This is a genomic window from Mycobacterium sp., assembly GCF_052143115.1.
Classification (GTDB): domain Bacteria; phylum Actinomycetota; class Actinomycetes; order Mycobacteriales; family Mycobacteriaceae; genus Mycobacterium.
The window spans coordinates 35,372-60,170 of sequence record NZ_JBKQTQ010000006.1; the positions used below are offsets into that span (position 1 = coordinate 35,372).

The window sequence follows — 24,799 nt, forward strand, 5'->3', positions numbered from 1 at the left end:
TATCCGAATTCATCGTTCCCCGAAGTCTAAGCTGCATTCCGCAGCCGTTGTTCGATGATCTCCGAATCTGAACCGTGGCTGTCGGGTGCCCGACCGGCAAGCTAGTTGGCTTCGGCCCCCGACATCTGTGCTTCTCGCGCGACCCGTGCGGCTAACCCGTCCGGGTCCACCCGCGCTATCCGGGACTCGACGTCGTAGGGCACAATGATCGCGGTTGCACCCTGGATCCGGCTGACAGCGCGGGCCATCTTGTCAGCTGTGCGGTCATGCAGCAGCCGACCCAGCAGTGCCGAATATGTTCGACGCGGCAAAAGCACCGTCACCTTGCTGTCCGGATGTTCCTTCTTCACCTGCAGGACCAACTCTTGTGCGGCTCGACTCAAATGGCGATCGGGGCAGTCGATAATCCGCAGCCGGGTATCGTGCTCGAAGTGCCGCCAGCGCTCCTGCAATTCTGCGGCGTGATCGCCGTCGATCACGAAGTGCACCGCGGTCAGCTCATCGGCGTGCAGCCCCTTTCCGTAGCGCAGCGCCTCGACCTCGGCGAGGTCGACCGAATCCACGAAAACGAACACCCGCAGTCGGGCGTACTTGGCCAACTCGGGACGCTCGGTGCGCGACATCTCCAGCACCGAAGCCTCGGCGCTGTATTGCTGGTTCAGCCGTATCAGGCCGTACACCAGGATCGGGAAGACAACAACGACCAGCCAGGCTCCTTCGGTGAACTTGGCCACCACAAAGATCCCCACCACGATCGCCGACATGACCCCCGCGGACATGTTGACCAGCACCTTGCCACGCCAGCCGTGCCCACGATGGGTGAAATGGTGTCGACTCATGCCGAAGCCGGCCATCGCGAACGCCGTGAACACGCCAATCGCGAAGAAGGGCACCAATGCATTGACCGAGGCGCGGGTCACCAACAGCAGCGCTACCGCCAGCACGGTCAGCGTGATGATGCCGTTGGAGAACACCAAGCGATGACCACGCTTAGTCAGTGGCCGCGGCAGAAAACGGTCCTCGGCAACAAAACTCGCCAATGCGGGAAACCCGTTGAAGCCGGTGTTGGCACCGGTGAACAGGATCGCCGCGCTGGACGCCTGGACCAAGAAGTAGAGGACATTCCCGATCAGCCCCTGGCCGAAAACCGCTCTTGTGATCTCCGACAGCATCGACGGGTATTCAGCCACATATGGGGTGGCGTGCGTGACGTAGGCCAGCCAGGCCACACCAGCCAACAAAAACCCAAGAATGAAGGCCATGATGGTCAGCACCCGACGGGCGTTGTAGCCCTGCGGCGCGCGAAAGACGTTGACCGTGTTGGAAATCGCCTCGACCCCGGTCAGCGACGTGCCGCCGTTGGCAAACGCGCGCAGCACCACCAGAACCGTGGCACCCATCACCAGGCCGCCGCCCTGATGGACGGGAACGGCTCCAACAATGTGTGCCGGGTTGTATTTCGGCAAACCCCAGAAGATTTCACGAACCAGGCCGACCACGATCGTCAACGCGATCATGACGACAAAGGAGTACGTCGTGATCGCAAAGATCCGGCCCGACTGCCGCAATCCGCGCAGGTTGGCAGCGCAGATGAGGACCAGCACCCCGATGGTGATTTCCAAGTGGTAAGGGTGCAACGCGGGTATCGCCGAGCACAACGCCACCGTCCCGGCGGCCGGTTGCACCGCGGCGGTGACCACATAGTCGATCAACAAAGCCGCGGCGGCGATCTGCGCCCACCGCGGCCCGAAGTTATCCCGCGCCACCATGTAGGAGCCGCCGGCCCGGGCGTAGGTCATCACAACCCCGCGATACGACGCCGACACCAACAACAAGATGAACAAGATGACGCCGATGATCGGAAGCAACAACACGAACGAGGCCATCCCGGCGCGCGGCAGCAGTTCGACCATGACCTGCTCCGGGCCATAGGCGGTCGAGGAGATCGCGTCAGGCGAAAGCGCGCCCAGTGCAACAGGATTCGACAATCTCTCCGATTCCAGCTGCTCGCTGGTAAGCGGCTTGCCAAGAACGATGCGCTTCCACCCGTCGACGAAGGTCGGCGAGATGCTCGAGCTACGCTCCGATGTTGTCACCACGTATCACTTCCTCGGGTTACTCGACGACATGTCGGCGCAAATCATTTCGCGTAGGCCCCTTGCGATTCGGGCACGTCTGTCCGGCTATCCGCAACGTCCGGCCGAGCTGGAGGTGGTGCTGCCCGGGTGGCTTGCGAGATTCGAGACTCTATGTCGTAGGCCACGATTTGCGCGCTGACACCAGGGATCCGGCTGATCACCCCGGCGATCTTATCGGCAGTGCGATCATGCAGCAGCCGGCCCAGCAACGCCGAATACGTTCGGCGTGGCAACAGCACCCTCACCTTGGTGTCCGGATGATCCCGCATCACCTGCAAAACCAGCTCTTGCGCGGCCCGGAGCACGTTGCGATCCACACACTCGACCAACCGCAACTCGGTGAGGTGCCCGAAGTGCTGCCAGCGCCGCTGCAACCGCGCGGCATGAGCCGTGTCTAACACGAAGTGCACCGCGACCATCTCGTCGGCGTGCAGCCCTTTCGCGTAGCGCATCGCCTCGACCTCTGCGAGGTCGACGCTGTCGACGAAGACGAACACCCGATGCCGGTCATGCTTAACCAAATCGGGAGGCTCGGTGAGTGACATCTCCAACACCGAGGCCTCGGCGCGATACTGCCGGTTGAGCCGCATCAGAGCCACCACCAGAAGCGGGAAGACCACCACGATCAGCCAGGCGCCCTCGGTGAACTTCGCGATCGCGAAGATCCCCACCACGATCGTCGACAAGATGCCCGCCGACAGGTTGATCACCAGCTTGGATCGCCAGCCGGGCCCACGATGGGTCAGCCAGTGTTTGGTCATGCCGTAGCCAGCCATCGAGAATCCGGTGAACACCCCGATCGCGTAGAACGGCACCAATGCGTTGAGCGATCCCCCGGTGATGATCAACAGTGCCACCGCCACCACGGTCAGCGTGATGATGCCGTTGGAGAACACCAGCCGATGACCGCGTTTCATCAACGGCCGCGGCAAAAAGCTGTCCTCGGCAACAAAACTCGCCAACGCGGGGAACCCGTTGAAGCTGGTATTACCACCGGTGTACAGGATCGTCGCAGTGGCTGCTTGCATCAGTAAGTAGAGAAGGTTCCGGATCGCCCCGTGGCCGAAGACCGCCCGGCCGACCTCGGACAGCATCGACGGATATCCATCGACGTAGGGCGTGGCGTGGGTGATGTGCGCAAGCCAAGCAACACCTGCCAACAAGAACCCAAGTACGCACGCCATGACGGTCAACACGCGACGGGCGTTGATACCTTCGGGCTTACGGAACGCGTTGACCGTGTTGGAAATCGCCTCGACTCCGGTCAGCGACGAGCCGCCGTTGGCGAACGCGCGTAACACGATCAGGACAGTGGCACCCATCACGATGCCGCTCCCGTGGTGGATCGTCACCACGCCGGCAATGTGTTCCGGATCGTATACCGGGAGACCCCAGAAAATTTCACGAACAATGCCGACCACGATCGTCAGTGAAACCATGGCCACGAAGAAGTACGTCGGCAGGGCGAACGGAAGACCGGCTTCCCGCAATCCGCGCAGGTTAGCAAAGCACATCACCAACACCACACCGACAGTGATTTCCAGGCTGTAGGGGCCCAGTGCAGGTATTGCCGAGGCCACCGCCACCGTGCCCGCCGCACACTGGACCGCGACGGTGACGACATAGTCAATCAGTAAGGCCGCGGCGGCGACTTGGGCCACCCGGGGTCCGAAGTTGTCTCGCGCAACCACGTACGAGCCACCGGATCGGGTATAGACCATCACGACCTGGCGATACGACGCAGCGACCAACACCAGAATCAACAAGATCACACCGGTGATCGGGAGTAGTAACGCAAACGCGGCCATTCCCGCTGCCGGCAGCAACTCGATCATCACCTGTTCGGAACCGTAGGCGGTCGAGGAGATGGCATCCGGGGAAAGCACCCCGAGGGCAACAGGATTAGATAATCTTTCGTGCTCCAGCTGATCGGTGATCATGGGCCTTCCGAGAAAGGCCTTCTTACACACGTCAACGAAAGACGGCGTGATCCTCTGTCCGTCAGTCAGCCGTGCCATTAACAGATTCCTTACGCAGTGTTGAGGATTTCTTACGCAGTCTTGACGTACCCCGGCGCAAGCCTACGATGCGCTGCATCGATCGGCGCGCCGAGAACGCGGCCCAACCGGCCTCCAGGAGCGTCTTTACGGAATCTTGACGCTCCCGCGATGCGTATCGCCTTTACGAAATGTCGACATCGCCCGGAAGCCTACGGGGCGCTCTGCCGATCGCGCCCCGCCTGCCCACAGCCCTGGGCATCAGCCGACCACCAGCGCGCCCTCGACCAGGTCGTCGAATCGTTCGATCGCCTCGTCGGCCTCGACGTCGATTCCGCGAAGACGTCCCTGGTCAGAGAGGTGACGCAACGCGTACAACCGGGCGACGAGGGCCTTGCGGTCGGTCTGACGGGTGGCCCGCTCCCAGGCGGCCTGCTCGGTCAACAACGCTCCGGCGTACACGTCACCGATGAACCGCGTGAGCGGGAACAGCCGAGCCTCGGCAACCGCGCCGTCAAGCTTGCTCCAGGCCCTGATCGCCGCTTCGAGATCGTCGACGCGGCAGCGTATCAGGCGCGTCGTCTCGTCATCGTCGGACACCGTTACCGCGTCGTGGAGGCGCTCCAGCAAAGGCTGATGAGCGTGGGCGCGCTCGATGCCCCGCCGTACGTCAAGACACAGGATATTATCAGGACCTTCCCAGATAGTGTTGACCTGCGCGTCGCGAAGTAACCGGGCTACCGGCCAGGCTTCGATATATCCGTTGCCGCCGTGCAACTCGATAGCGTCCGACGCCATGGTGATGCCCAGCCGGCACACTTTGAGCTTCGTCACAGGCACGGCGATGCGTTGACGCACCGCGCGAGGCTGACGGTGATTGGCGAATCCGGTGCCGTCGAAAACCATCGCCTGGGCGGCTTCGACGTCCACGATCATCTCAGCGAGCTTGCGCCGCACCAGCGGCTTGTCCAGCAACGCGTCGCCGAACGCGCGGCGCTGCCGAGCGTAGCAGAGCGATTCGACCAGGGCACGGCGCGCGTTGCCGACGGCGAACAGTGCGATACCCAGCCGGGCCGCGTTGGTCAGTTCCATCATCCGGCCCAGCCCCTTGCCGTCGGACGGGCCGGCCTCGAGAGCCTCGCCGCTCGGCTCGCCAGAAAGCAGGAAGGCCTCGGCGTCGACGAATTCCACCTCGCCGGAGGCCACCGACCTGGTGCCCAGCTTGTCCTTGAGGCGGCGGATGCGAATGCCGTTGCGCGAGCCGTCCCGGCGGGTCCGCAACACCAGGAAGTTCGCCACGCCGCGGCCGGAATCCGGCGCACCCTCGGGCTTGGCCAGCACGACGAACACCTGCCCGTCGCAGTTGGAGGCGAACCACTTGAATCCGTTGAGCAGCCAGGCATCTCCGTGTCGTGTTGCCGTGGTCTCGAGGGCGCCGAGATCGGAGCCGCCGGCGCGCTCGGTCAACAGCTGAGCGGTCTCGCCCTCCCACTCGCCGGTCTCGAACTCGGCAAGGACGTGGTCCCGAACGTCGGCCGGCGCATAGGCCGCGACCAGCGATTTGACCATTCCGCCGCCGGTTCCAAGCGCGCACCCCATTCCGATGTCGGCCTGGTTGAGCAGATAGTTGGCCGCGTACAACGGCAGCGACGGGTTGACGCCGGCCCGCCGCGCATCGCCTTTCAGTGCCTTTTGCGCGTCCAGAATTGCTCTTTTGGACTCGGTGAACGACGTCGGCTGGACGACCTGGCTGATGTCGTGGCCCCAGCGGTCGTAGCGCTCCAGCCGTGCTGGATTGCGATCGGTCTGCTCGGCCCACCGCGCAACCGGGCCGCCCATCAACTCACCGATACGCCTCAGGTGGGGCTCAGCGACGGCCAACTCGTCTGGCTGCAGGTAATAGGCCATCGTGAGCTGCAGGCTCGGGTCGGTTTCGTACCAGTTGAGGCCGACGGCGCCCCGGTAGTTCTCCGTGCGGTAGCGCTCAGATTTCTCCGGCGTGCTGAAGGGCAGCCGGTCCACCGCCTCGAGGTCGTACTGCGTCATCGGCGCCGCTCCTCCTCATCGCTACGCTCTGCATCGTCACCGGCGCGAGTCATCGGCGCCGCTCCTCCTCAGCTAGGAACTCAGCCGCGTCGCCGCCGCGGCGATCCGCTCGTCGGTCGCGGTCAACGCCACCCGGACATGCTTGGCGCCGCGTGGGCCGTAGAACTCGCCGGGCGCGGCCAGGATGCCGCGCTGCGCCAGCCACGCGACGGTGTCGCGGCAAGCCTCACCGCGGGTGACCCATAGATATAGCCCGGCCTCGGAATGGTCGACGGTGAACCCGGCCGAGCGGAACGCCGGTAGCAAGGTGTCTCGGCGGCGGCGGTAGCGGTCGCGCTGCTCGTGCTCGTGAGCGTCGTCGTCGAGGGCGGCGACCATGGCTGCCTGCACCGGTGTCGGCACCATCATCCCGGCGTGTTTGCGCACCGCCAGCAACTCGGCGACCACGGCTTCGTCGCCGGCCACGAAGCCGGCCCGGTAGCCGGCCAGCGAGGAGCTCTTGGACAGCGAGTGCAGGGCCAGCAGGCCGGTGTGGTCGCCGTCGCACACCGCGGGATGCAATACCGACAGCGGCTCGGCATCCCAGCCCAGGCTCAAGTAGCACTCGTCGGATGCCACCAGCGCGCCGCGTTCACGGGCCCAGCCGACGACCTTGCGCAAATGGTCGACACTGAGCACCTGTCCGGTCGGATTACTCGGCGAGTTCACATACACCAATGCCGGCGACTGCGGACCGAGCTGGCTCAGCGAATCGGCGTAGACCACCCGAGTTCCGGCCAGCCGGGCCCCGACGTCGTAGGTGGGATAGGCCAGCTCGGGCACCACGACCAGGTCATCGGCGCTTAAGGCCAGCAGCGTGGGCAGCCAAGCGATGAGTTCTTTGGTGCCGATCACCGGCAGCACGGCCGCTTCGTTCACTCCGGTGACGCCGTGCCGGCGTTCCAGGGCGGCGACGGCTGACTGGCGAAGTTTCGGGGTGCCCGCGGTCGTGGGGTATCCCGGCGCGGCGCTGGCCGCGGCAAGCGCATCGCGGATCAGCGGCGCCACCGGGTCGACGGGCGTGCCGACGGACAGGTCGACGATGCCGTCCGGGTGCGACTTGGCCAGCGCCGTCACGTCGGCCAGGGTGTCCCAGGGGAACACCGGCAACGACGCCGACAATCCCCCGCAAGCGGGGGGTGCCCCCAGCCGGCGGTTCACCAGGCTGCTCAGTCGTCCTCACCCTGGGGCGGCAGATCCTTGACGACCTGCGGGTCGTTCTCGGTCATGCCGACCTTTGCCGCGCCCCCGGGCGATCCGAGTTCAGCGAAGAAATCCGCGTTGATCTGCGTGTATTGATTCCACTGTTCGGGCACATCGTCTTCGTAGTAGATCGCCTCAACCGGGCAGACCGGCTCGCAGGCACCACAGTCCACGCACTCGTCGGGGTGTATGTACAGCATCCGAGCCCCCTCGTAAATGCAGTCGACCGGACATTCCTCGATGCAGGCCTTGTCCTTGATGTCGACGCAGGGTTCGGCGATCGTGTACGTCACGAAGGTCTCCTCCATGTGCTGTTCAATGTGGCTGTTGCTGTGTGCTTTCTGAGGCCCTTCTCAGGCCCTGAGCAGGACGCCCGGGCTTAGTCGGTGCCGATGAAAGTGGGGTGAAAGCCTGCCTAAGTGTGCCCTATGGTTTCGCTTCCCGGATGGGGATCCGTTGGTTACTGATACTAGACGTTGCATATATAACGCAAGTACCGGGCGGCTATGCACACTGCTGCAGTGCAACTCGTTGCATATGTAGCGCCGCGGCCCTTATGCTGCCCGTGTGGCGCTACCCCACGCGATCTTGGTGTCGTTGTACGAACAGGCCGGCTCCGGCTACGAGCTGGCGCACCGGTTCGACCGTTCGATCGGGTACTTCTGGAGCGCCACACATCAGCAGATCTACCGCACCCTGCGGGCGATGGAAGACGACGGCTGGGTATCCGCCGAGCTGGTCGTCCAGCGCGGCCGGCCGGATAAGAAGGTCTACACCGTCTCCGACACCGGCCGCGCCGAACTGGCCCGATGGATCGCTGCGCCTCTCGGGCAGGGCAGGTCCGGACGCGGCGGCGCACTCAGCGACAACCGCAACCGTGATGTGGCCGTCAAGCTGCGTGGCGCCGCTTACGGCGACCCGGCGGCGCTGCGGGCGCAGATCTCCGCGCTGCGCGCCGAACGCGCCCAGCTGTTGGACACCTACCGCGGATTCGAGAAGAGACAATTTCCCGACCCGTCGGCACTGCGCGGCAGCGCGCTACATCAGTATCTGGTGTTGCGCGGCGGCATCCGCGCCGAGGAAAGCACGATCGATTGGCTCGACGAGGTGACCGCGGCATTACAGGAGACTTGATGACCTATCCAAACCTGTTGTCTCCGTTGGACCTCGGGTTCACGACATTGCGCAACCGGGTGATCATGGGTTCGATGCACACCGGCCTGGAGGACCGTGCTCACCATATCGACCGGCTCGCCGAGTACTTCGCCGAACGCGCCCGCGGCGGCGTCGGACTGATCATCACCGGTGGCTACGCACCCAACCGGACCGGCTGGTTGCTGCCCTTCGCCGCGGAGCTGGTCTCCTCCGCACAGGCCCGCCGGCACCGTCGCATCACCGGCGCGGTGCACGAAGCGGGCGGCAAGATTCTGCTGCAGATGCTGCACGCCGGACGGTATGCCTACCATCCACTTTCGGTCAGTGCATCGTCGATCAAGGCGCCGATCAATCCGTTCCGTCCACGCCGGCTCTCGTCGCGCGGTGTGCAGAGCACGATCGACGACTTCGCGCGCTGCGCGCTGCTTGCCCGCGAGGCCGGTTACGACGGCGTCGAAATCATGGGCAGTGAAGGGTATTTGATCAACCAATTCCTGGCCCCGCGTACTAACAAGCGCAGCGACGCCTGGGGCGGCACACCCGAGAAGCGACGCCGGTTGCCGGTCGAGATTGTGCGTCGCACCCGGGCGGCTGTCGGATCCGATTTCATCATCTGCTACCGGATGTCGATGGCTGACTACGTCGAGGACGGCCAGAGTTGGGATGAAATGCTCTCGCTGGCAACCGATGTCGAGGCCGCGGGCGCGACCATGCTCAACTCCGGCTTCGGCTGGCACGAGGCGAGAGTACCGACGATCGTCACATCGGTGCCCAACAGCGCCTTCGTCGACATCAGCCATGCCGTCGCCGGACACGTCGATATCCCTGTGGTGGCGTCCAACCGAATCAACATGCCGCAGGTGGCCGAACAAATCTTGGCCGACACCCACGTGCAGCTGATCTCGATGGCCCGGCCGCTGCTGGCGGACCCGGAGTGGGTGCTGAAGGCGCAAGCCGCGCGCGACGACGAGATCAACACCTGCATCGCCTGCAATCAGGCCTGCCTGGATCACGCGTTCGTGAAGAAGACGGTGTCCTGTCTGCTCAATCCACGGGCCGGCCACGAGACGCGGCTGGTGTTGTCTCCAACCCGGCGCACTCGATCGGTCGCGGTGGTCGGGGCCGGTCCGGCCGGGCTGGCGACCGCGGTCAACGCTGCTCAGCGCGGTCACGACGTCACGCTGTTCGAGGCCAACGACTTCATCGGCGGCCAGTTCGACATGGCCCGCCGAATCCCGGGCAAAGAGGAATTCAACGAAACCATCCGGTATTTCACGACGATGCTGGAAATACACGGCGTGGCCGTTCGGCTGGGCACCCGGGTGTCGGCGGCCGAGCTGACCGGCTACGACGACGTGGTGTTGGCGACCGGCGTGGCGCCGCGGATTCCGACCATTCCGGGGATCGACCATCCGATGGTGCTCACATATGCCGAGGCCATCACCGGTGTCAAACCGGTCGGGAAGACCGTCGCCGTGATTGGCGCCGGCGGCATCGGTTTCGATGTCAGTGAGCTCCTGGTGACCGACGACTCGCCAAGGCATGAACCGCAAGGCCTAAAAGAGTGGAAGGCGGAGTGGGGTGCCGCCGACCCGTGGGAGCAGCGGGGCGCGCTGACGACTCCGATTCCGACGCCGCCGGCGCGCGAGGTATATCTGCTGCAGCGCACGAACGGTATTCAGGGGAAGCGGCTGGGTAAGACCAGCGGTTGGGTACACCGGGCTTCGTTGAAAGCCAAAGGCGTTCACCAGCTTTCCGGAGTCAACTACGAGCGGGTGAGCGACGACGGGCTGCACATCAGCTTCGGCCCCAACCGGGAGCGACCGCAGCTGCTGGCCGTGGACAACGTGGTGGTCTGCGCGGGCCAAGAGCCGGTGCGCGACCTGGAAGACGATCTGCGAAGCGTCGGCATTGACCCGCACATCATCGGCGGTGCCGCATTCGCGGTCGAACTGGACGCCAAGCGTGCCATCAAGCAGGGCACCGAGCTGGCGGCCCGGCTATAGAGGCGCTCAGGTCAGTAGCCGGCCAGCAGACTGCGTACTCTGCCCAAGGTTTCCGGACCGACACGGCTGCAGATCCGCGATGGGTCGGCGGGCCTGCGGCCCCACAGCAGCAGGACACGCGTTGCGGCGTCGGTTTCCAAGGTGGCCGGACCGTCCGGGTCGGCCAGCCGGATGGTGGTGCGGTTGGCGTCCGCATCGACCACGACGTCGTCGGCGTCGGCAACCCGCAGTCGCGCCTCGATTCGCTCCCCGGGCCGCAGTTGCTTGGCGCCCTTGGCCAACAGCGGCTTTCCCATCGCCAGCACACTGTGGGTGGTCATCCAGGGCTGCGCCATCCAGGCCTGGGCCGCCGCATCGTCGCCGGTGATGTCCCAGCCGTGCAGGACGAGCTCCTCGCGCATGTGCTCGGCGAACCAGGGCACCTTCATGGTCCGCCCAGTCCACGCCACGTCCGTGTCGGCCGGAACGTCATCGGCGGCTTCGGCGACTTCGTTCAGCGTCGCCATGTTTCGGTGCAAGGCTGCCCACAAGTCGGTTTCGTTCATGGCGCGCAACGGCGCCTCACGTTCCTCGAACCCGCGCGTGGCAACCGGCTCGCCGGCCAGGTGCGCGCCCAGCACCCGGGCGAGCTCTTCGGCGTTGCCGGCTTGATGGATGACGATGTCGCGGACCGTCCAGGCTTCACACCAGCTGCCGGCGTCGGGGCGGCGCTGCTGGACGGCGTCTAAGAACGGCTGCCACTCGGGGAATCGATCGTCGTCGATCTGTTGCTTCACGGCATCGGGTATACCCGCCGCCTCTGACAACTAAGCCGCGAGCGGACTATACGTCGTGGTGCGCTGGCGTGCCGGACGACCGATGCCCTCAGCGATCGCAATCAACTCGGAGGCCGTCTTGGCCGATCCGTATTCGGAGCCGGCCATCCGGGAGATCGTCTCTTCCATCAGGGTGCCGCCCAAATCGTTGGCGCCGCCGTTGAGCATCACCTGCGTGCGCTCGACGCCGAGCTTGACCCAGCTGGTCTGGATATGAGAGATACGGCCGTGCAACATGATCCGCGCCAGCGCATGCACTGCGCGGTTGTCCCGGTGGCTTGGCCCAGGCCGTGCCGCACCGGCGAGGTACAGCGGCGAGTTCTGATGCACAAACGGCAGCGGCACGAACTCGGTGAAACCTCCGGTGCGGTCCTGAATGTCACGCAATACGTTGAGGTGACCGACCCAATGCCGCGGGCTGTCGACGTGGCCGTACATCATCGTCGACGATGACCGCAGGCCCACCTCGTGGGCTGTGCTCACGATCTCGATCCACATCGAGGTTGGCAGCTTGCCCTTGGTGAGCACCCAACGGATTTCGTCGTCGAGGATCTCCGCGGCGGTGCCGGGGATGGTGTCCAGGCCCGCCTCACGCAGGCAGGTCAGCCACTCACGAATACTCAAGCCGCTCTTGGTTACACCGTTGGCGATCTCCATCGGTGAAAACGCGTGCACGTGCATCGACGGCACCCGCGCCTTGACCGCCCGCACCAGGTCCGCATATCCGGTGACCGGCAGCTCGGGATCAATGCCGCCCTGCATGCATACCTCGGTGGCGCCGGCGACATGGGCCTCCCACGCACGTTGGGCGACCTCGGCCGTCGACAGCGAGTAAGCATCGGCGTCGCCCTTGCGCTGCGCGAAAGCGCAGAACCGGCACCCTGTGTAACAGATGTTGGTGAAGTTGATGTTGCGGTTGACGACGAACGTGACGTCATCACCGACCACCTCGCGGCGCAACGAATCCGCCAGGGCGGCAACAGCATCCAGCGCAGGACCGTCAGCGGTGGCCAACGCCAGGTACTCCGCGTCGGTGCGGCCGGCAGGGTCACGTTCCGCTGCACTCAAAGCGGCGAGCACATCGGTGTCAATGCGTTCGGGGGCACGGGCGGCCAACTCGTCCACCTTCGATCGGATCGAGTCCCAGTCCCCGAATGCGCTGAGCAGATCGCTGCGGGCTTCGGTGCTACGGCCTTCGGTGTCGATCGCGGCGTTCAAGTCCACCCGGCCGGAGGAGGCGACGTCGTCGGGCTCCTGCCACGGCATGCCCACCGGTTTCACATCGCGAGCCAGTCCGGTGGCCGGGTCGGCCAGCACCGCAACGTGGTTGTGAACTCGCGGATCGATCCAGGCCGCCCCCGCCTGGACGTACTTGGGCTGGGCTGTCAGCCGCTCCACCAAGTCGTATCCCGCCTGTTCGGTGATGGCGGCGAGCTCGTCGAGCGCGGGCCATGGCCGCTCGGGGTTGACGTGGTCAGGCGTCAGCGGTGAAACGCCGCCCCAGTCGTCGACACCCGCGGCGATCAACGCCATGCACTCGTCGCCGGACACCAGGTTCGGCGGCGCCTGGATGCGCATTCCCGGGCCGAGCACCAGTCGCGCCACCGCCACCGTGGCCAGGAAGTCATCGATACCGGCGTCGGGCATCGAGGCCATCGCCGTGTGTTCTTTGGCGCGGAAGTTCTGCACGATGACTTCCTGAACGTGGCCGAACTCCTTGTGCGACTTGCGAATAGCATGCAGTGTCTCGGCACGCTCGGTGAGCGTCTCGCCGATGCCGACCAGTAGACCGGTGGTGAACGGTATCGACAGCCGCCCCGCGTCGGTCAAGGTGCGCAGCCGAACCGCGGGATCCTTGTCGGGACTGCCGTAGTGCGCCAAGCCCTTCGTTTCGAACAGCCGCCGCGACGTCGTCTCCAGCATCATCCCCATCGACGGCGCCACCGGCTTCAACCGCGACAACTCCGACCAGCTCATCACGCCGGGGTTCAAGTGCGGCAGCAGCCCGGTTTCCTCCAGCACCCGGATCGCCATCGCCCGCACGTAGGACAACGTGGAGTCGTAGCCGCGTTCCTCCAGCCACTCGCGCGCCTCCGGCCACCGATCTTCGGGCCGATCACCGAGGGTGAATAGTGCTTCCTTGCAACCGAGTTCGCCGCCGCGACGAGCGATATCGAGAATGTCGTCGGGCTGCAGAAACATCCCGGCGCCCTGGGCACGCAGCTTGCCGGGCACGGTGACGAAGGTGCAGTAATGGCAGCTGTCGCGGCACAGATGCGTCACCGGGATGAACACCTTGCGCGAGTAGCTGACCGGCAGCCGTCCAGCAGTGCCGCGTCGTCCCGCCGATTCCAGACCAGCATCGCGTACCCGCGCCGCGCTGCGGCACAGGTCGGCCAGATCCTCGCCACGGGCAGTCATGGCGACCGCCGCCTCGTCCACATTCAGCGCAACCCCGTCGCGGGCGCGCCGCAACACCCGCCGCATCGCGGACGCGCTCGCCCGCGGCGGCACCGACGGGTTGGGCAGCAGGGTTGATTCTTCGCCCGGAGTCAGTGGCACGTTGGTGTAACTCCCGTCCACCCGGATTTCATCCGCGCGCAGCAACCGTTTGCATCCCCGACGCGTGCCATAGGCGCAACAGTAGCGTCCAGTTGCGCGCTGGCGGGCCCTGCCCTCTTTCTCCAGAGAGCCTGGTCGCGCGACTCGTCAGGATTCGGCTCGGCGCTGCCACAGTACCCACAACGGCGGTGCCGCACCCGCCGCGAGCAGCAGAAATGGGCCGTAAGCGAGCACTCCTCGGCCACCGAAGATGACGTCGCCGCCCGGACCGCCCATCGCCATCGCGGCGACCGTCAACAGCCAGGTCCACAGCGGCAAGGCGGCCAGCCTCGCCGACGTGGTCCATCGGCCGGCGGCCCAGACCAGAGCCGCGTTCACCAGACCGCTGATCAACGCGCTGATGGGAAATGGGATTGAACCGAGGTAGGCCGGGAGCAGCAGCGCGCCGGCGACCGCGGAGAGAATCCCGTCGACGGCGAGTAACGCCAGAATGACGATTCGGATGGAAGGGTCCGTCGCGCCGGCGTCGTCGATCTGGCCGACGCGCGGCTTGGTGGCGGTCAGGTCGGGACGCTGTCCAGCTGCGAAACGATGGACATGAGCTCCCACTGGAAGCTGTCCAGCCGGTCCTGCCGGTGTTGCTGGTTGTAGTCCAGATCCGGATCCATACTTTTCCTTCCTGGTCCTCGCGGCGCTTGCTTGGTCGGAAGCCTACCGCGCGGCGGACCCGGCGAGGTCGAGTCCGGCGAGGAGATCGGTCTCCCAGCCGCGCTGATCGCGATCACCCGCGACGCCGCCAGCCAAAATATAGTGCTCCTGGCCGACGATCGGCAGCGCGAAGTTATTCGACAACGCGAGAGCTCGGCCGGTGGGGCCGACGATCAGCTGGGTGGCGTGCGCCGCCAGCGCCGCCCTCTTGGCCGGCAGCGCGTCCAGGTCCTCGACGACCGCGTCGATCTCTTCGTCGGAGTAGCCGAGGCCGCCGAATTCGCCATCAGCGGGCGGGATCACCCATTCGCGCCGTAAGTCGTCAGGCCCGAGCGCCTCCCAACCTGCGATGAACGCGCTCCGGGCGATGACCGTCCAGTAAAACTTCGGCACCGTCCATGGCGTGCCCGGGTAGTCCTCGGTGCCAGCCGCGGCCACCGCCGCCGTGGTGACGACATGGGCCTGCACGTGATCGGGATGCCCGTATCCGCCGTTGGCGTCGTAGGTCACCACGACGTGCGGCCGCAATGTGCGAATGACGTCGACCAGCGCGCCGACGGCTTCGCGTTCGTCGGCGTCCGTGAACCGCTGAGAACCCCGTCGGCCGCGCGGTTCGGTGCCCGCCATGCCCGAATCCCGCCAGCGCCCCGGCCCGCCGAGGAAGATCGGCGCGTCGACACCCAGGGCGCGCAGCGCCGCGGTGAGTTCGCCGATGCGGTAGCCGCCGAGTTGGTCCGCGTGATCGACGGCAAGTTGCGCCCAACGGTCGCCGATGACCTCGCCTTCTTCGCCGAGAGTGCAGGTGACGACGTGCAGCTCAGCCCCGCGGGCCGCGTAGTGGGCGATGGTGGCGCCATTGGTGATGCTTTCGTCGTCCGGGTGGGCGTGTACGAACAACAGCCGCGGCGTCTCCTGCATGAACGCACCATACCGGTGTGATGCGCGGCGACGGAGTCGGTTAGCGAATACGTAACCCGGTGGGCCGCAGCCACAATCGGTGGCCCGGCAAAGCCGATGTTTCGCCAAAAGAAACGCCGGTGGCTACTATCAACGCATGGCACAGCAGACCATCTCCATGCCGAAGACGATCCGCACTCGCCGCCGGGGCAAGGAACTCGAGGACGCGCTCTACGACGCGACGCTGTCGGAACTGGCCGCAGTCGGCTATGGCGGTCTGACCATGGAAGGGATCGCCGCCCGGGCCCGCACCGGCAAGGCCGCGTTGTATCGGCGCTGGTCCTCCAAGCACGACCTGGTCCAGGCGGCGCTGCGCTACGCGCTGCCGCCACACCCGGAGCCGGGTAGCGACCGATCGGCGCGGGAGAACCTGCTGTCCGTCTTCACCGCGCACTGCGATGTGCTTTCCGGCAAGACTGCATTTCCGAGCCTGGCCATCATGAATCAGCTCATCCACGAGCCGGAATTGCGTTCCATATTCGCCGACGCCGTCGTGGCGCCCCGTCTGCGGATCATCGAATCGATCCTGCAGGCCGGCGTGGCCAACGGCGAGATCAATGCCGCCGTGCTCACGCCCTACACCGCGCGCGTCGGCCCAGCGCTGATCAACCAACAGCTGCTGCTGACCGGGGCCCCACCGAACAAGCGCCAACTGGCGCACATCGTCGACACCGTGGTCGCCCTCGCCGCGCCAGTGCAGGCCGGCTGACGCTAGTCCAGGCGGGTAGCCGCGACCGCCCAGATCGGAAAGTGCACCCGATGGTTATCCAGCAGTGGGCCAATGGTTTTCATCCGATCCTGTATTGGCCCGAACCGCACTGCCATGTCCGGATTGGCGCTCATCATGGTGGTCAAAAAGTCGATGGTCTCGGGTCGGAAAATACCCACGTAGGTGGAGGGGCCTACATAGTCGACACGCCATCCGCTTGAGCCGAAAACCTGCTCGAAGTTGTCGGCCGGCAAGCCGTCGAACTGTAAGCCGTTGACGTTGTGGCGGCCGAACTCGAACATGAACAGTCGCGCGCCGGGCTTGGTGGCGCGGTGCAGCGCTTGGGCGTAACGGGTCTGGGCTTGCCGATCGTCGAGGAATACGTGGTAGAAGGCACTGTCGACGACGGTGTCGAACCGGTCCTCGAACCCGTCCAGCACGGTGGCGTCGGCCACCTGGAAGTCAACCTGCACCCCGGCCCGCCTGGCGTTGGCTTTCGCACGCTCGATCGCCGAAGGCGAGCCGTCGACGCCGGTTGTCGAATAGCCTTGTGACGCAAAGTGGATGGCATGATAGCCCGGACCGGTGCCCGGATCGAGCACCTCGCCGCGCACGGCTCCGTAGGCGACCAGCTGCTGCACCACCGGCTGTGGCGCGCCGATGTCCCAAGGGATCAGGCCCTCGCTGGAGCCCCCGATGCCGTACAACTCCTCGAACACGGGGTCGATGTCGTCTGCCATGCGACCAACCTACGCGCAAGGAACGCCGACGGCCACTAAGGTGCCTTTCGGATGACAGCAAAGCGCGGGCCGCCCCCTAGCGGCCCGTGCTTTGAGTCGAGGGATTAAAACAGGCTCGAGAAAAGCCCCCAGAGGTCCGCCAATGCCGAGTGCATGTCGGCTACATCGAAGAAACCGAAGTCATAGGCCAGGATCTCCACCTCGTTGCCGTTGACCGCGATGAAGACGTCTGCGTCTGCAGGATTGAACGTAATCGGGTCCGTTGATATCTGTCCCAGAGCCGTCTCGACGGCCTTCGCGCCGTACTCCGAGTCAAACTGTTCTTAGATAGTTCGGACCCAGCCCAAAGCATCTGGTTGACCTGCATATATACCTGGCCTACTGCGAGGTTTTGACCCACTGCCCAGCGTCGCCGACGATCCCGACCGGCACCGAACCGGAGAGGCTCACATTGAGCACGCTGGGGCCTGCGGCGACGATCGTGGTGTCCTGCAGGATCGGCAGCACGGTGGACATGTTCCACAGCCGTGGCTCGACCGCGTTGACCACGTCGTTGATGTTCTCGGTCCCGGCCAGCGCGGCATCGATATCCGACTGGATGCTGTGATCGCAGATGCCGGTGAGGTTGGACGGCGCCTGCACCAGTGCTCCGGGTTCCTGTGCCCGGCTGGGCGCAGTCGACGTGGGAGCCGCCGGCGTGGTGGCAGGAGTCGCCCTGGCCGTCGCCGATGGGTCGGGTGAGGCCGTCGGGGCCGCCGCCGTCGAGACCGCGGTCGCCTCCAGCGCCGGGCAGCTGTAGCGGGACGCCAACAGCGTCGCCAAGTTCCCGCCCGCTTCGCGCCAACCGACCAGGGCGTCCACCCGGTTGTTGACCAACGCGTCGCGGTAGAGCGCCACCGGATCGAGCGCCAACACGGTTGCGGCGATACCGACGTTGCGCAACTGATCGGCGGCGGTGTTGGCCACTGCCACCGACGTCGGGTCGTTCGCCGCGACGCCGACGATCAGCGACAGCTGCTTGCCGTCCTTGCTGATCCGCCCCCGGGTGATCTCGGGCGGCCCGGTTTTGGGCGCCGCCGAGGGCGCTGGAGGTGGCGGAGTGACCGACGCCGACGTGTCGTTCTCGATTTGGTATCCGGATGCTTCCAGCAACCCCAACGCCTCCGTTCTGGTCAGCGCGGGCGGTGCGGTCGGCACGTAGCCGGGGTCGCTGGGTGAGCGTATCTGCGCCTGGTCCAGGGTGACGGTGTTGTCGCTGCCGGCGCCCACGGCGGCGAGCAAGTCAACGTCGAGCATGCCCAGAATCGCCTTGCGAACCGCGGAATCGGCCAGCTTAGGCTCGTTGGCGCGCAACGTGAGCTGCATGACCCGCGGCGTCATGATCCGGGCGGTACGCAAATCCGGGATGGCCGACAACTGCGCGAAAGCTGCTGAGCCACCGTGTACTTGGGCGACCTGAGTGTCGCCGTTGCGGACCGAATCGGCCAGTGCGGCCGGTGCCCCGGCCCGCCGGAACAGGATCAAATCCGGCTTGGCCGGCGGCCCCCAATAGCGATCGTTGCGGGCGAGCAGGATTTCGTCGCGCTGCGGGTCGATGTTTTCCACCCGGAACTGTCCGCCGGTGACCGGCAGGGCGCTCGCCAGCCCGGCCGGGAAACCGCCGGGCACATCCTTGACGATGTGCGCAGGCAGAATGTTGCTGAACAGCTCGCGCCACGCCGGGTATGGCCGGGAGAACGTGACGACCGCCTGCTTGCCGCCGTCGATCGACTGCACGCCGGTGATCAGGTCGTAGCCGACCGGATCGACCACACCGGGCTGGCTGACCATCTGCCGCCACAGATACCAGAAGTCGTCGGCGGCGATGGGAGCGTTATCCGTCCACTGCGCCTCCGGCCGGATTTTGTAGGTCACCGTGAACGGGTTGTCGTTGGTGACATCCGCGGACACCAGCAGCGTCGGGTCCATCTCCCATCGGGATCCGGTCGACGTGGCCGGGTCGGCAATCGGACGGAACGCGCTGGGCAGCACCAGCGCACCGATTGCGGCGTTGACCGCGGAAAGGTCGGTCAACAGATGCGGGTTGAACCCGGCACCGATCGAGTCGATGCCCATGATGATCTGCGTCTTCCGCATGGGCGGCGGCGCGGTGCTCCGGGTGGTCTCGGTGCTCTGCGGGGCCGGCGGCGGACTGACGGTGCAGCCTGCCAGCGCCAGCGTCGAAACCAGCACGCCGATGACTAACCAGGCGCGGCGAGCTCGGTTCGGCACGCCCAACAGGGTATCGGGGCCCCGCGGTTGATCAACTGCTGCTTGTGCTTGGCCAGCGCTAACCACGGGCCTTGGCCCGCGCCTTGCTGCGCGCCCGGGTGGTGGCGTCCAGGTCGTTCTTGCGGACCCGGACGATCTCCGGCGTCACCTCGACGCATTCGTCGTTCGCACAGAATTCCATGGCCTGCTCCAGGTCGAGCTCGAGCGGCTTGGCCAACGTCTCGAAGACGTCCGCGGTCGAGGACCGCATGTTGGTCAGCTTCTTCTCGCGGGTGACATTGATGTCGAGATCCTCTGGGCGTGGGTTGATCCCGACGACCATTCCCTCGTAGGTCTCCTGGCCAGGCTCGACGAAGAACTGGCCCCGGTCGGTCAACTGGATCAGGGCAAACGGGGTGATGGTGCCGGTGCGGTCGGACACCAGCGACCCGGTGTGCCGGGCCCGGATCTCGCCGGCCCACGGTCGGTAGCCGTCGAACACGGCGTTGGCAATGCCGGTGCCGCGAGTGAGGGTCAGAAAATCGGTGCGGAAACCGATCAGGCCCCGGCTGGGCACGATGAAGTCCATCCGCACCCAGCCCGCGGCATGGTTGGTCATCTCCTCCATGCGGCCCTTACGGCCGGCCATCAACTGGGTGATCACCCCGACGAACTCCTCGGGACAGTCGATCGTCATCGCCTCGAACGGTTCGTGCAGCTTGCCGTCGATCGTCCTGGTGACCACTTGCGGCTTGCCGACCGTGAGCTCGAACCCCTCCCGGCGCATCTGCTCGACCAGCACCGCCAGCGCGAGCTCGCCGCGGCCCTGCACCTCCCAGGCGTCGGGCCTGTCGATGTCGACGACCCGCATGGAGACGTTGCCGACCAGCTCGGTGCCCAGCCGGTTGCGGACCATGCGCGCGGTCAGCTTGTGCCCCGAAACCTTTCCCGCCAGCGGGGAGGTGTTGGTGCCGATCGTCACCGAGATGGCCGGCTCGTCGACGGTGATGCGCGGCAGCGCGTGGGCATGGTCGGGATCGGCCAGCGTGTCGCCGATCATGATCTCGGGCAGCCCCGCCACGGCCACGATGTCGCCGGCGATCGCCTCGTCGGTGGCGGTGCGCTCGACGCCCTCGGTCGCGAGCAACTCGGTGATCTTGGCGTTGGTGATGACGGGCAACCCGTCCACCTCGCGCATCCACGCCACCTGGTGGCCCTTGCGCAGCTTGCCCTTATAGATCCGGACCAAGGCGAGCCGGCCGAGGAACGCCGACGCGTCCAGGTTGGTCACCAACGCCTGTAGCGGCGCTTCTGGGTCCCCGATCGGCGGCGGGATGTGTTCCATCAGCACGTCGAACAGCGGGTCGAGGTTGTCGCCCGCGGGCACCTCGCCGTCGGCTGGCGCCTCGGTGCTCGCGATGCCGGCGCGCCCGGACGCGTACAGCGTCGGCAGGCCCAGCGCGTGCTCGGCGGCCTTGGCCGCTTCGTCGTCGAGATCGGGCGCGACGTCGAGTAGCAGGTCGTGGCTGTCGCTCACGACTTCGGCAATCCGGGCGTCGGGCCGGTCGGTCTTGTTGACGACGAGGATCACCGGCAGATGCGCGGCCAGTGCCTTGCGCAGCACGAACCGGGTCTGCGGTAGCGGACCTTCGGAGGCGTCGACCAGCAGCAGCACGCCGTCCACCATCGACAGCCCGCGCTCCACCTCGCCGCCGAAATCAGCGTGCCCAGGGGTGTCGATGACGTTGATGATCGTCACGGTCCCGTCCGGGTGATGCCGATGGACGGCGGTGTTCTTGGCCAGGATGGTGATGCCCTTTTCGCGCTCCAGGTCGCCGCTGTCCATCACGCGGTCCTGCAGATCACCGCGTTCATGCAACGCACCGGACTGCCGCAGCATCGCGTCGACCAGCGTGGTCTTGCCATGGTCGACGTGGGCGACGATGGCGACATTGCGAAAATCCACGCCGGTGATTCTGGCAGTGCGGGCTGTCGATAGCGAACTGAGCGCGCTCAGCGCGACCCCAAGACTCGGTTCAGTGCAACCAGAAAGCCCCGATCGGCGGGCACCCAGTCGATTTCTTGCAGTTGCGCGGCCGCCACCCAGCGCAGCGCGCCGTGGTCGTGCGGCTGCGGTTCACCGCGGACCAGGCTGACCTGGTAGGCACGCAGCGTTGTCGACTCGGTGAGCGCAATGTCGTCGCCCAAACGTGCGCCGACCGCGACTTCGACGCCCAGCTCCTCGGCCAGTTCGCGGGCCAACGCCTCGGGCTCGGTCTCACCGGGCGCGACCTTGCCGCCGGGTAATTCCCAGCGGCCGGCCAATTCGGGTGGCCGAAGACGTTGTGCGACCAGCACCGTGGATTCGGCGATGATGGCTGCGGCGACCACGATCTGGTTCGGCATCGCGGTGACGGTATACGGTCGAGAGATGGCTGTGTTAACGGATGAGCAAGTTGATGCCGCACTGCCTGACCTCAACGGATGGGAGCGGTCGCAGGGCGCGCTGCGCCGGGCGGTCAAGTTTCCGGCATTCCTCGCAGGTATCGATGCGGTGCGCCGGGTGGCTGAGCACGCCGAAGCGCAAGATCATCACCCCGACATCGATATCCGTTGGCGGACGGTGACTTTCTCGCTGGTGACACACTCCGAGGGCGGCATCACCGACAAAGATGTGGCCATGGCGCACGACATCGACGGGATCATCGGTTCTTAGCCTCGGCTCGTCGCGCGACCCTTCGTCTAGCGCGGCGAGAGCCTGCGCGCCTGGATCGAACCCAGCCTGTGTTCTACCTGAGAATCCAGCCTCGCGGCATTTACGCGGGAAATCTGGTGCAGTCCTTGCCCTCGGACAGCCGTTGAAGACTGGAAAGTCTTGCACCACAACAACATGGTCAGTCCATAGTGAAGCAATTCGCAAATCTGATCACAGATACGTTCGATACCCCCCTCGGCGACTTCGCCATTCCGACTGCGTTTGACGCGTCGGCTCTAGCTCTGTCTTTGGGCGACTACTTCCCATGAGCCGAGCGCTCTGAGTCCGGTCGGCTAGACGTCCCAGCGCCGCAGATTGTCCGGCGGCCTGGGCGTCTAGCGGGTGCAGAAGGCTGTGGTCTCGCCACAGTCGGTTGGTCACCCCATCGCGACGGCAGCCACCAGACGAGGGGACGAATAGCCCCACTCGGCCCTCACCGCTGAGTGGGGTTATTCGAAACGGAGGCGCGTGCGTGCTGGCGGCCATCCAACCGGGGCCCGCTCGCCGCGATCCAAGCCAAGGTTGCCAGCGTCGCCACGATATAGACCATCCCGCCCCAGGCCAGATACCACGCCCTGCCGTTCTGCCAGATGGTCGGTTGGGCAAAGCTGAGCAGCCAAGGCACGCCGAAAACCAGCAGCACCAGCCAGCTCCAGCCAAGGATGCGCGCGCCAAGACGTTGCGATAGTGGTCCGTGCAGCAGCCAGATCATCAACGGCACCAACCACACCCAGTGGTGTGTCCAGGAAATCGGTGAGAGCAGCAGCCCGAACAGCTCAACCACCAGCAGGGTGCCTAGCGGGTCCGGCCCGCGGCTGGTCAGCGCACGCCAGGCCAGGATGGCCAGTATGGCGGTGACGGCGATCCCGGTCAGCACCGGCGGGCTGTAGCCGGCGTCGTGGCCGAAGATCCGACAGAAGCCGCCCCGCCAGGACTGATTGAACGTCGTGCAGATCGGCCCGACCCGGTCGGTTTTGAAAATCAGATCGGTGAAGTAGAGGCGAGTCTCGTCGCCGACGACCAGTGCCGACACCGCAACGGTGGCCAAGAAGACGACCGCGGAAAACACCGCCGCACCCCACCGGCGAGCGCCGAGGAAATAGAGTCCGGCGATCGCTGGCGTCAGCTTGACGCCGGCCGCAGTGCCGACCAATAGGCCCGACAACCACCACCGGGTGGTGTAAACCGCATACAGCGCGGCCAGCACCAACAACACATTGATCTGGCCGTAGTCGAACGTACTGCGCAGCGGCTCGAGCCAGATGGCGACCGCGGTCCAGAGCATCGCGAGACGGTGGCCCTCACCCGCCGCAACGCCGAGCAAACGCTGGCTGATCCGGACTACACCGTAGAGCGCGGCCATCGTTCCGACCTGCCAGCAGAAGGCGACCAGGCCGAACGGCAGCAGGTGCAGCGGGTAAAAGATGACCGCCGCAAACGGCGGGTAGGTGAACGGCAGCGGGAAGTTCGGCGTCTGGTCGGCGTAGACGTAGTGGTACAGGCTGCCCGGGTGGTCGATGGTGGCCGCACCGCCGATGTAGACGTGCAAGTCGACGAAGTTGGCCCCATTGGGAGCGAGATACGTCCAGGCCAGCCGCGCAGCGACGCTCAGAACCAAGAGCACCGGCCCGACCGCGTTCAGCGAAATCGCTCGCCGGGTGATAGCTGCCGCCGGGGCGGCCGAGTTGGTGTCTATCTGAACGACTCTAACGGGGCCACGACAGGTGCGGCGGCAGACCGCTTTTCACCGCCCACCCCTGCGCTGCGAGGCCGTTGGTCACCGCCGTCACTCGTATCCGTAACGATCGAATAAACGCCACACGTGTCACTTGAGTCACTTCCATATCGAGCGAACTATCAGCGCGGGAGGACCCCGTCATCGAGAACCAGGAGAGTCATGTCAACCATTTGGACGTTGTTACGCGCCACCGCGGTTGTGGCGGGCTCATCGGCCGCGCTACTCGCAGGCGGTCTGATGGGCACAGCCCACGCCGACCCGGCGCCACCGGTACCCGCACCCAATATCGGGCAGCAATTGGTCACTTCGGCGGCCGGCGCACCCCAGGTGCTGCAAAACCTTGGGACGGCCCTGAGCGGACAGCCAGCGACGCCGCCGCCGTTGGCCAGCATCAGAGTCCCGCAGCCTTCGGCAGCGGGCGTTCCAGGAGCCACCTCAGCCGTACCCGGCGTAACCTCGCCCATCCCCGGCACCACAAGCGCTGCTCCGGCGGCGACGAGTGCGACACCCGGACTCGGGATCCCGGGGTTGACACCGACCCTTCCGGCGCCGGCCGCGCCCGCGTCCGGGCTCACCGGCATTCCGGGGTTGACGCCGACCGTGCCGGCGGCGCCTGCACCGGCGACAGGACCCGCGGGATTGCTGCCCCAGGCGCAGCTCAACTTGCCGCAGATGCCGTTCCTGCCAGTGCCGCTGCCGCAGCAGATTTCGCTGCCCCGCGACCTGAGCTCGTTGATAACCGGTGGGCTCCCGGCTTCTCCCGGCGTCGGCTCGCCCGGATTGGTGCCCGTTCCGGCCGCCGCTCCGGCGACGTCGCCCAACCCGTTGTACTTCCCGGTGTCCGGCCTGCCCTGATCCACCCTGGCCGGCGCGCGCCCCCCGGCGCTAGCCGGCCACCCCCACCAACACTGTCCCGGAGGACCCCCTGGTAGTCACCAGGAATCTGATCAGCCGCTTGGCCGCCGCGGCGCTCGCGTGCAG

At 65.8% G+C, this 24,799-nt stretch carries 18 protein-coding genes and 1 pseudogene; 5 read left to right on the forward strand and 14 right to left on the reverse strand.

Annotated elements, in window-relative coordinates; all coding sequences use genetic code 11:
* Positions 1-101 precede the first annotated feature (101 nt).
* From ACLQI9_RS00515 to fdxA, 5 genes and pseudogenes are all read right to left on the reverse strand, one after another.
* Positions 102-2,096 carry an APC family permease gene (locus ACLQI9_RS00515; protein WP_442375833.1) on the reverse strand — a complete coding sequence of 665 codons (1,995 nt, stop codon included), beginning with the start codon at positions 2,094-2,096 and terminating at the stop codon, positions 102-104.
* Positions 2,097-2,227: 131 nt separating this feature from the next.
* Positions 2,228-4,156, reverse strand: a pseudogene (locus ACLQI9_RS00520) (APC family permease); the annotation flags it as partial.
* 240 nt (positions 4,157-4,396) lie between these two features.
* Complete coding sequence (locus ACLQI9_RS00525) at positions 4,397-6,181, reverse strand: acyl-CoA dehydrogenase family protein (protein WP_442382415.1); 1,785 nt, start codon at positions 6,179-6,181, stop codon at positions 4,397-4,399.
* A 72-nt stretch (positions 6,182-6,253) separates the two neighbouring features.
* Positions 6,254-7,342: a succinyldiaminopimelate transaminase gene (gene dapC, locus ACLQI9_RS00530; protein WP_442390738.1), complete on the reverse strand. Its 1,089-nt coding sequence runs from the start codon at positions 7,340-7,342 to the stop codon at positions 6,254-6,256.
* Positions 7,343-7,389: 47 nt separating this feature from the next.
* Positions 7,390-7,716, reverse strand: a complete 327-nt coding sequence (fdxA, locus tag ACLQI9_RS00535) for a ferredoxin (protein ID WP_325675794.1) — start codon at positions 7,714-7,716, stop codon at positions 7,390-7,392.
* 274 nt (positions 7,717-7,990) lie between these two features.
* On the opposite strand from fdxA, the gene ACLQI9_RS00540 reads away from it, so the two are divergent.
* Both ACLQI9_RS00540 and ACLQI9_RS00545 read left to right on the forward strand, forming a co-directional pair.
* Positions 7,991-8,557 (forward strand): PadR family transcriptional regulator, encoded by a 567-nt coding sequence (locus ACLQI9_RS00540; protein ID WP_442390726.1) that lies wholly within the window; start codon positions 7,991-7,993, stop codon positions 8,555-8,557.
* Entirely contained in the window at positions 8,557-10,584 is a 2,028-nt protein-coding gene (locus ACLQI9_RS00545; protein WP_442390728.1) for an FAD-dependent oxidoreductase, read from the forward strand. The genes ACLQI9_RS00540 and ACLQI9_RS00545 overlap by 1 nt, the downstream gene beginning before the upstream one ends.
* Before the next feature lie 11 nt (positions 10,585-10,595).
* Here the strand turns inward: ACLQI9_RS00545 and ACLQI9_RS00550 are convergent, their stop codons facing one another.
* The 4 genes from ACLQI9_RS00550 to mshB form a co-directional block, all read right to left on the reverse strand.
* A complete protein-coding gene (locus ACLQI9_RS00550; protein WP_442390730.1) occupies positions 10,596-11,360 on the reverse strand; it encodes a maleylpyruvate isomerase N-terminal domain-containing protein in 765 nt (254 codons plus the stop codon).
* Positions 11,361-11,390: 30 nt separating this feature from the next.
* Entirely contained in the window at positions 11,391-13,961 is a 2,571-nt protein-coding gene (locus ACLQI9_RS00555) for a bifunctional FO biosynthesis protein CofGH (RefSeq protein WP_442380909.1), read from the reverse strand.
* A gap of 147 nt (positions 13,962-14,108) precedes the next feature.
* Positions 14,109-14,525: a hypothetical protein gene (locus tag ACLQI9_RS00560; protein ID WP_442380907.1), complete on the reverse strand. Its 417-nt coding sequence runs from the start codon at positions 14,523-14,525 to the stop codon at positions 14,109-14,111.
* Between the two features lie 147 nt (positions 14,526-14,672).
* Positions 14,673-15,587 carry an N-acetyl-1-D-myo-inositol-2-amino-2-deoxy-alpha-D-glucopyranoside deacetylase gene (gene mshB / locus ACLQI9_RS00565; RefSeq protein ID WP_442390732.1) on the reverse strand — a complete coding sequence of 305 codons (915 nt, stop codon included), beginning with the start codon at positions 15,585-15,587 and terminating at the stop codon, positions 14,673-14,675.
* 136 nt (positions 15,588-15,723) lie between these two features.
* Between mshB and ACLQI9_RS00570 the strand changes: the two genes are divergently transcribed.
* The gene (locus ACLQI9_RS00570; RefSeq protein WP_442380891.1) at positions 15,724-16,335 is read left to right on the forward strand and encodes a TetR/AcrR family transcriptional regulator; all 612 of its coding nucleotides are present in this window, start codon (positions 15,724-15,726) and stop codon (positions 16,333-16,335) included.
* A 2-nt stretch (positions 16,336-16,337) separates the two neighbouring features.
* Here the strand turns inward: ACLQI9_RS00570 and ACLQI9_RS00575 are convergent, their stop codons facing one another.
* The 4 genes from ACLQI9_RS00575 to ACLQI9_RS00590 all read right to left on the reverse strand — a co-directional run bounded on the left by ACLQI9_RS00575 (position 16,338) and on the right by ACLQI9_RS00590 (position 21,731).
* On the reverse strand, positions 16,338-17,075 hold the full coding sequence (locus ACLQI9_RS00575) for a class I SAM-dependent methyltransferase (protein ID WP_442380889.1): 738 nt from the start codon (positions 17,073-17,075) through the stop codon (positions 16,338-16,340).
* A 378-nt stretch (positions 17,076-17,453) separates the two neighbouring features.
* A complete protein-coding gene (locus ACLQI9_RS00580; protein WP_442380887.1) occupies positions 17,454-19,352 on the reverse strand; it encodes an ABC transporter family substrate-binding protein in 1,899 nt (632 codons plus the stop codon).
* A gap of 52 nt (positions 19,353-19,404) precedes the next feature.
* Positions 19,405-21,291: a translational GTPase TypA gene (typA, locus tag ACLQI9_RS00585; RefSeq protein ID WP_442380885.1), complete on the reverse strand. Its 1,887-nt coding sequence runs from the start codon at positions 21,289-21,291 to the stop codon at positions 19,405-19,407.
* 47 nt (positions 21,292-21,338) lie between these two features.
* Positions 21,339-21,731, reverse strand: coding sequence for a (deoxy)nucleoside triphosphate pyrophosphohydrolase (locus ACLQI9_RS00590; protein ID WP_442380883.1), 393 nt, complete (start codon positions 21,729-21,731; stop codon positions 21,339-21,341).
* A gap of 25 nt (positions 21,732-21,756) precedes the next feature.
* On the opposite strand from ACLQI9_RS00590, the gene ACLQI9_RS00595 reads away from it, so the two are divergent.
* Positions 21,757-22,041, forward strand: coding sequence for a 4a-hydroxytetrahydrobiopterin dehydratase (locus ACLQI9_RS00595; protein ID WP_442380881.1), 285 nt, complete (start codon positions 21,757-21,759; stop codon positions 22,039-22,041).
* A 472-nt stretch (positions 22,042-22,513) separates the two neighbouring features.
* On the opposite strand, the gene ACLQI9_RS00600 is transcribed toward ACLQI9_RS00595, so the two are convergent.
* Positions 22,514-23,776, reverse strand: coding sequence for a mannosyltransferase (locus ACLQI9_RS00600; protein WP_442390740.1), 1,263 nt, complete (start codon positions 23,774-23,776; stop codon positions 22,514-22,516).
* A gap of 201 nt (positions 23,777-23,977) precedes the next feature.
* Here ACLQI9_RS00600 and ACLQI9_RS00605 point away from each other — a divergent pair, with 201 nt between their 5' ends.
* On the forward strand, positions 23,978-24,673 hold the full coding sequence (locus ACLQI9_RS00605) for a hypothetical protein (RefSeq protein ID WP_442380879.1): 696 nt from the start codon (positions 23,978-23,980) through the stop codon (positions 24,671-24,673).
* Positions 24,674-24,799 lie beyond the last annotated feature (126 nt).

Excerpts from the sequence above, each read along its gene's own strand:
- ACLQI9_RS00525 (WP_442382415.1), bottom strand. The coding sequence starts at position 6,181 with ATGACGCAGTACGACCTCGAGGCGGTGGACCGGCTGCCCTTCAGCACG.
- ACLQI9_RS00545 (WP_442390728.1), top strand. The coding sequence starts at position 8,557 with ATGACCTATCCAAACCTGTTGTCTCCGTTGGACCTCGGGTTCACGACA.
- mshB (WP_442390732.1), bottom strand. The coding sequence starts at position 15,587 with ATGCAGGAGACGCCGCGGCTGTTGTTCGTACACGCCCACCCGGACGAC.
- ACLQI9_RS00570 (WP_442380891.1), top strand. The coding sequence starts at position 15,724 with ATGGCACAGCAGACCATCTCCATGCCGAAGACGATCCGCACTCGCCGC.
- ACLQI9_RS00575 (WP_442380889.1), bottom strand. The coding sequence starts at position 17,075 with ATGGCAGACGACATCGACCCCGTGTTCGAGGAGTTGTACGGCATCGGG.
- ACLQI9_RS00590 (WP_442380883.1), bottom strand. The coding sequence starts at position 21,731 with ATGCCGAACCAGATCGTGGTCGCCGCAGCCATCATCGCCGAATCCACG.
- ACLQI9_RS00595 (WP_442380881.1), top strand. The coding sequence starts at position 21,757 with ATGGCTGTGTTAACGGATGAGCAAGTTGATGCCGCACTGCCTGACCTC.
- ACLQI9_RS00605 (WP_442380879.1), top strand. The coding sequence starts at position 23,978 with ATGTCAACCATTTGGACGTTGTTACGCGCCACCGCGGTTGTGGCGGGC.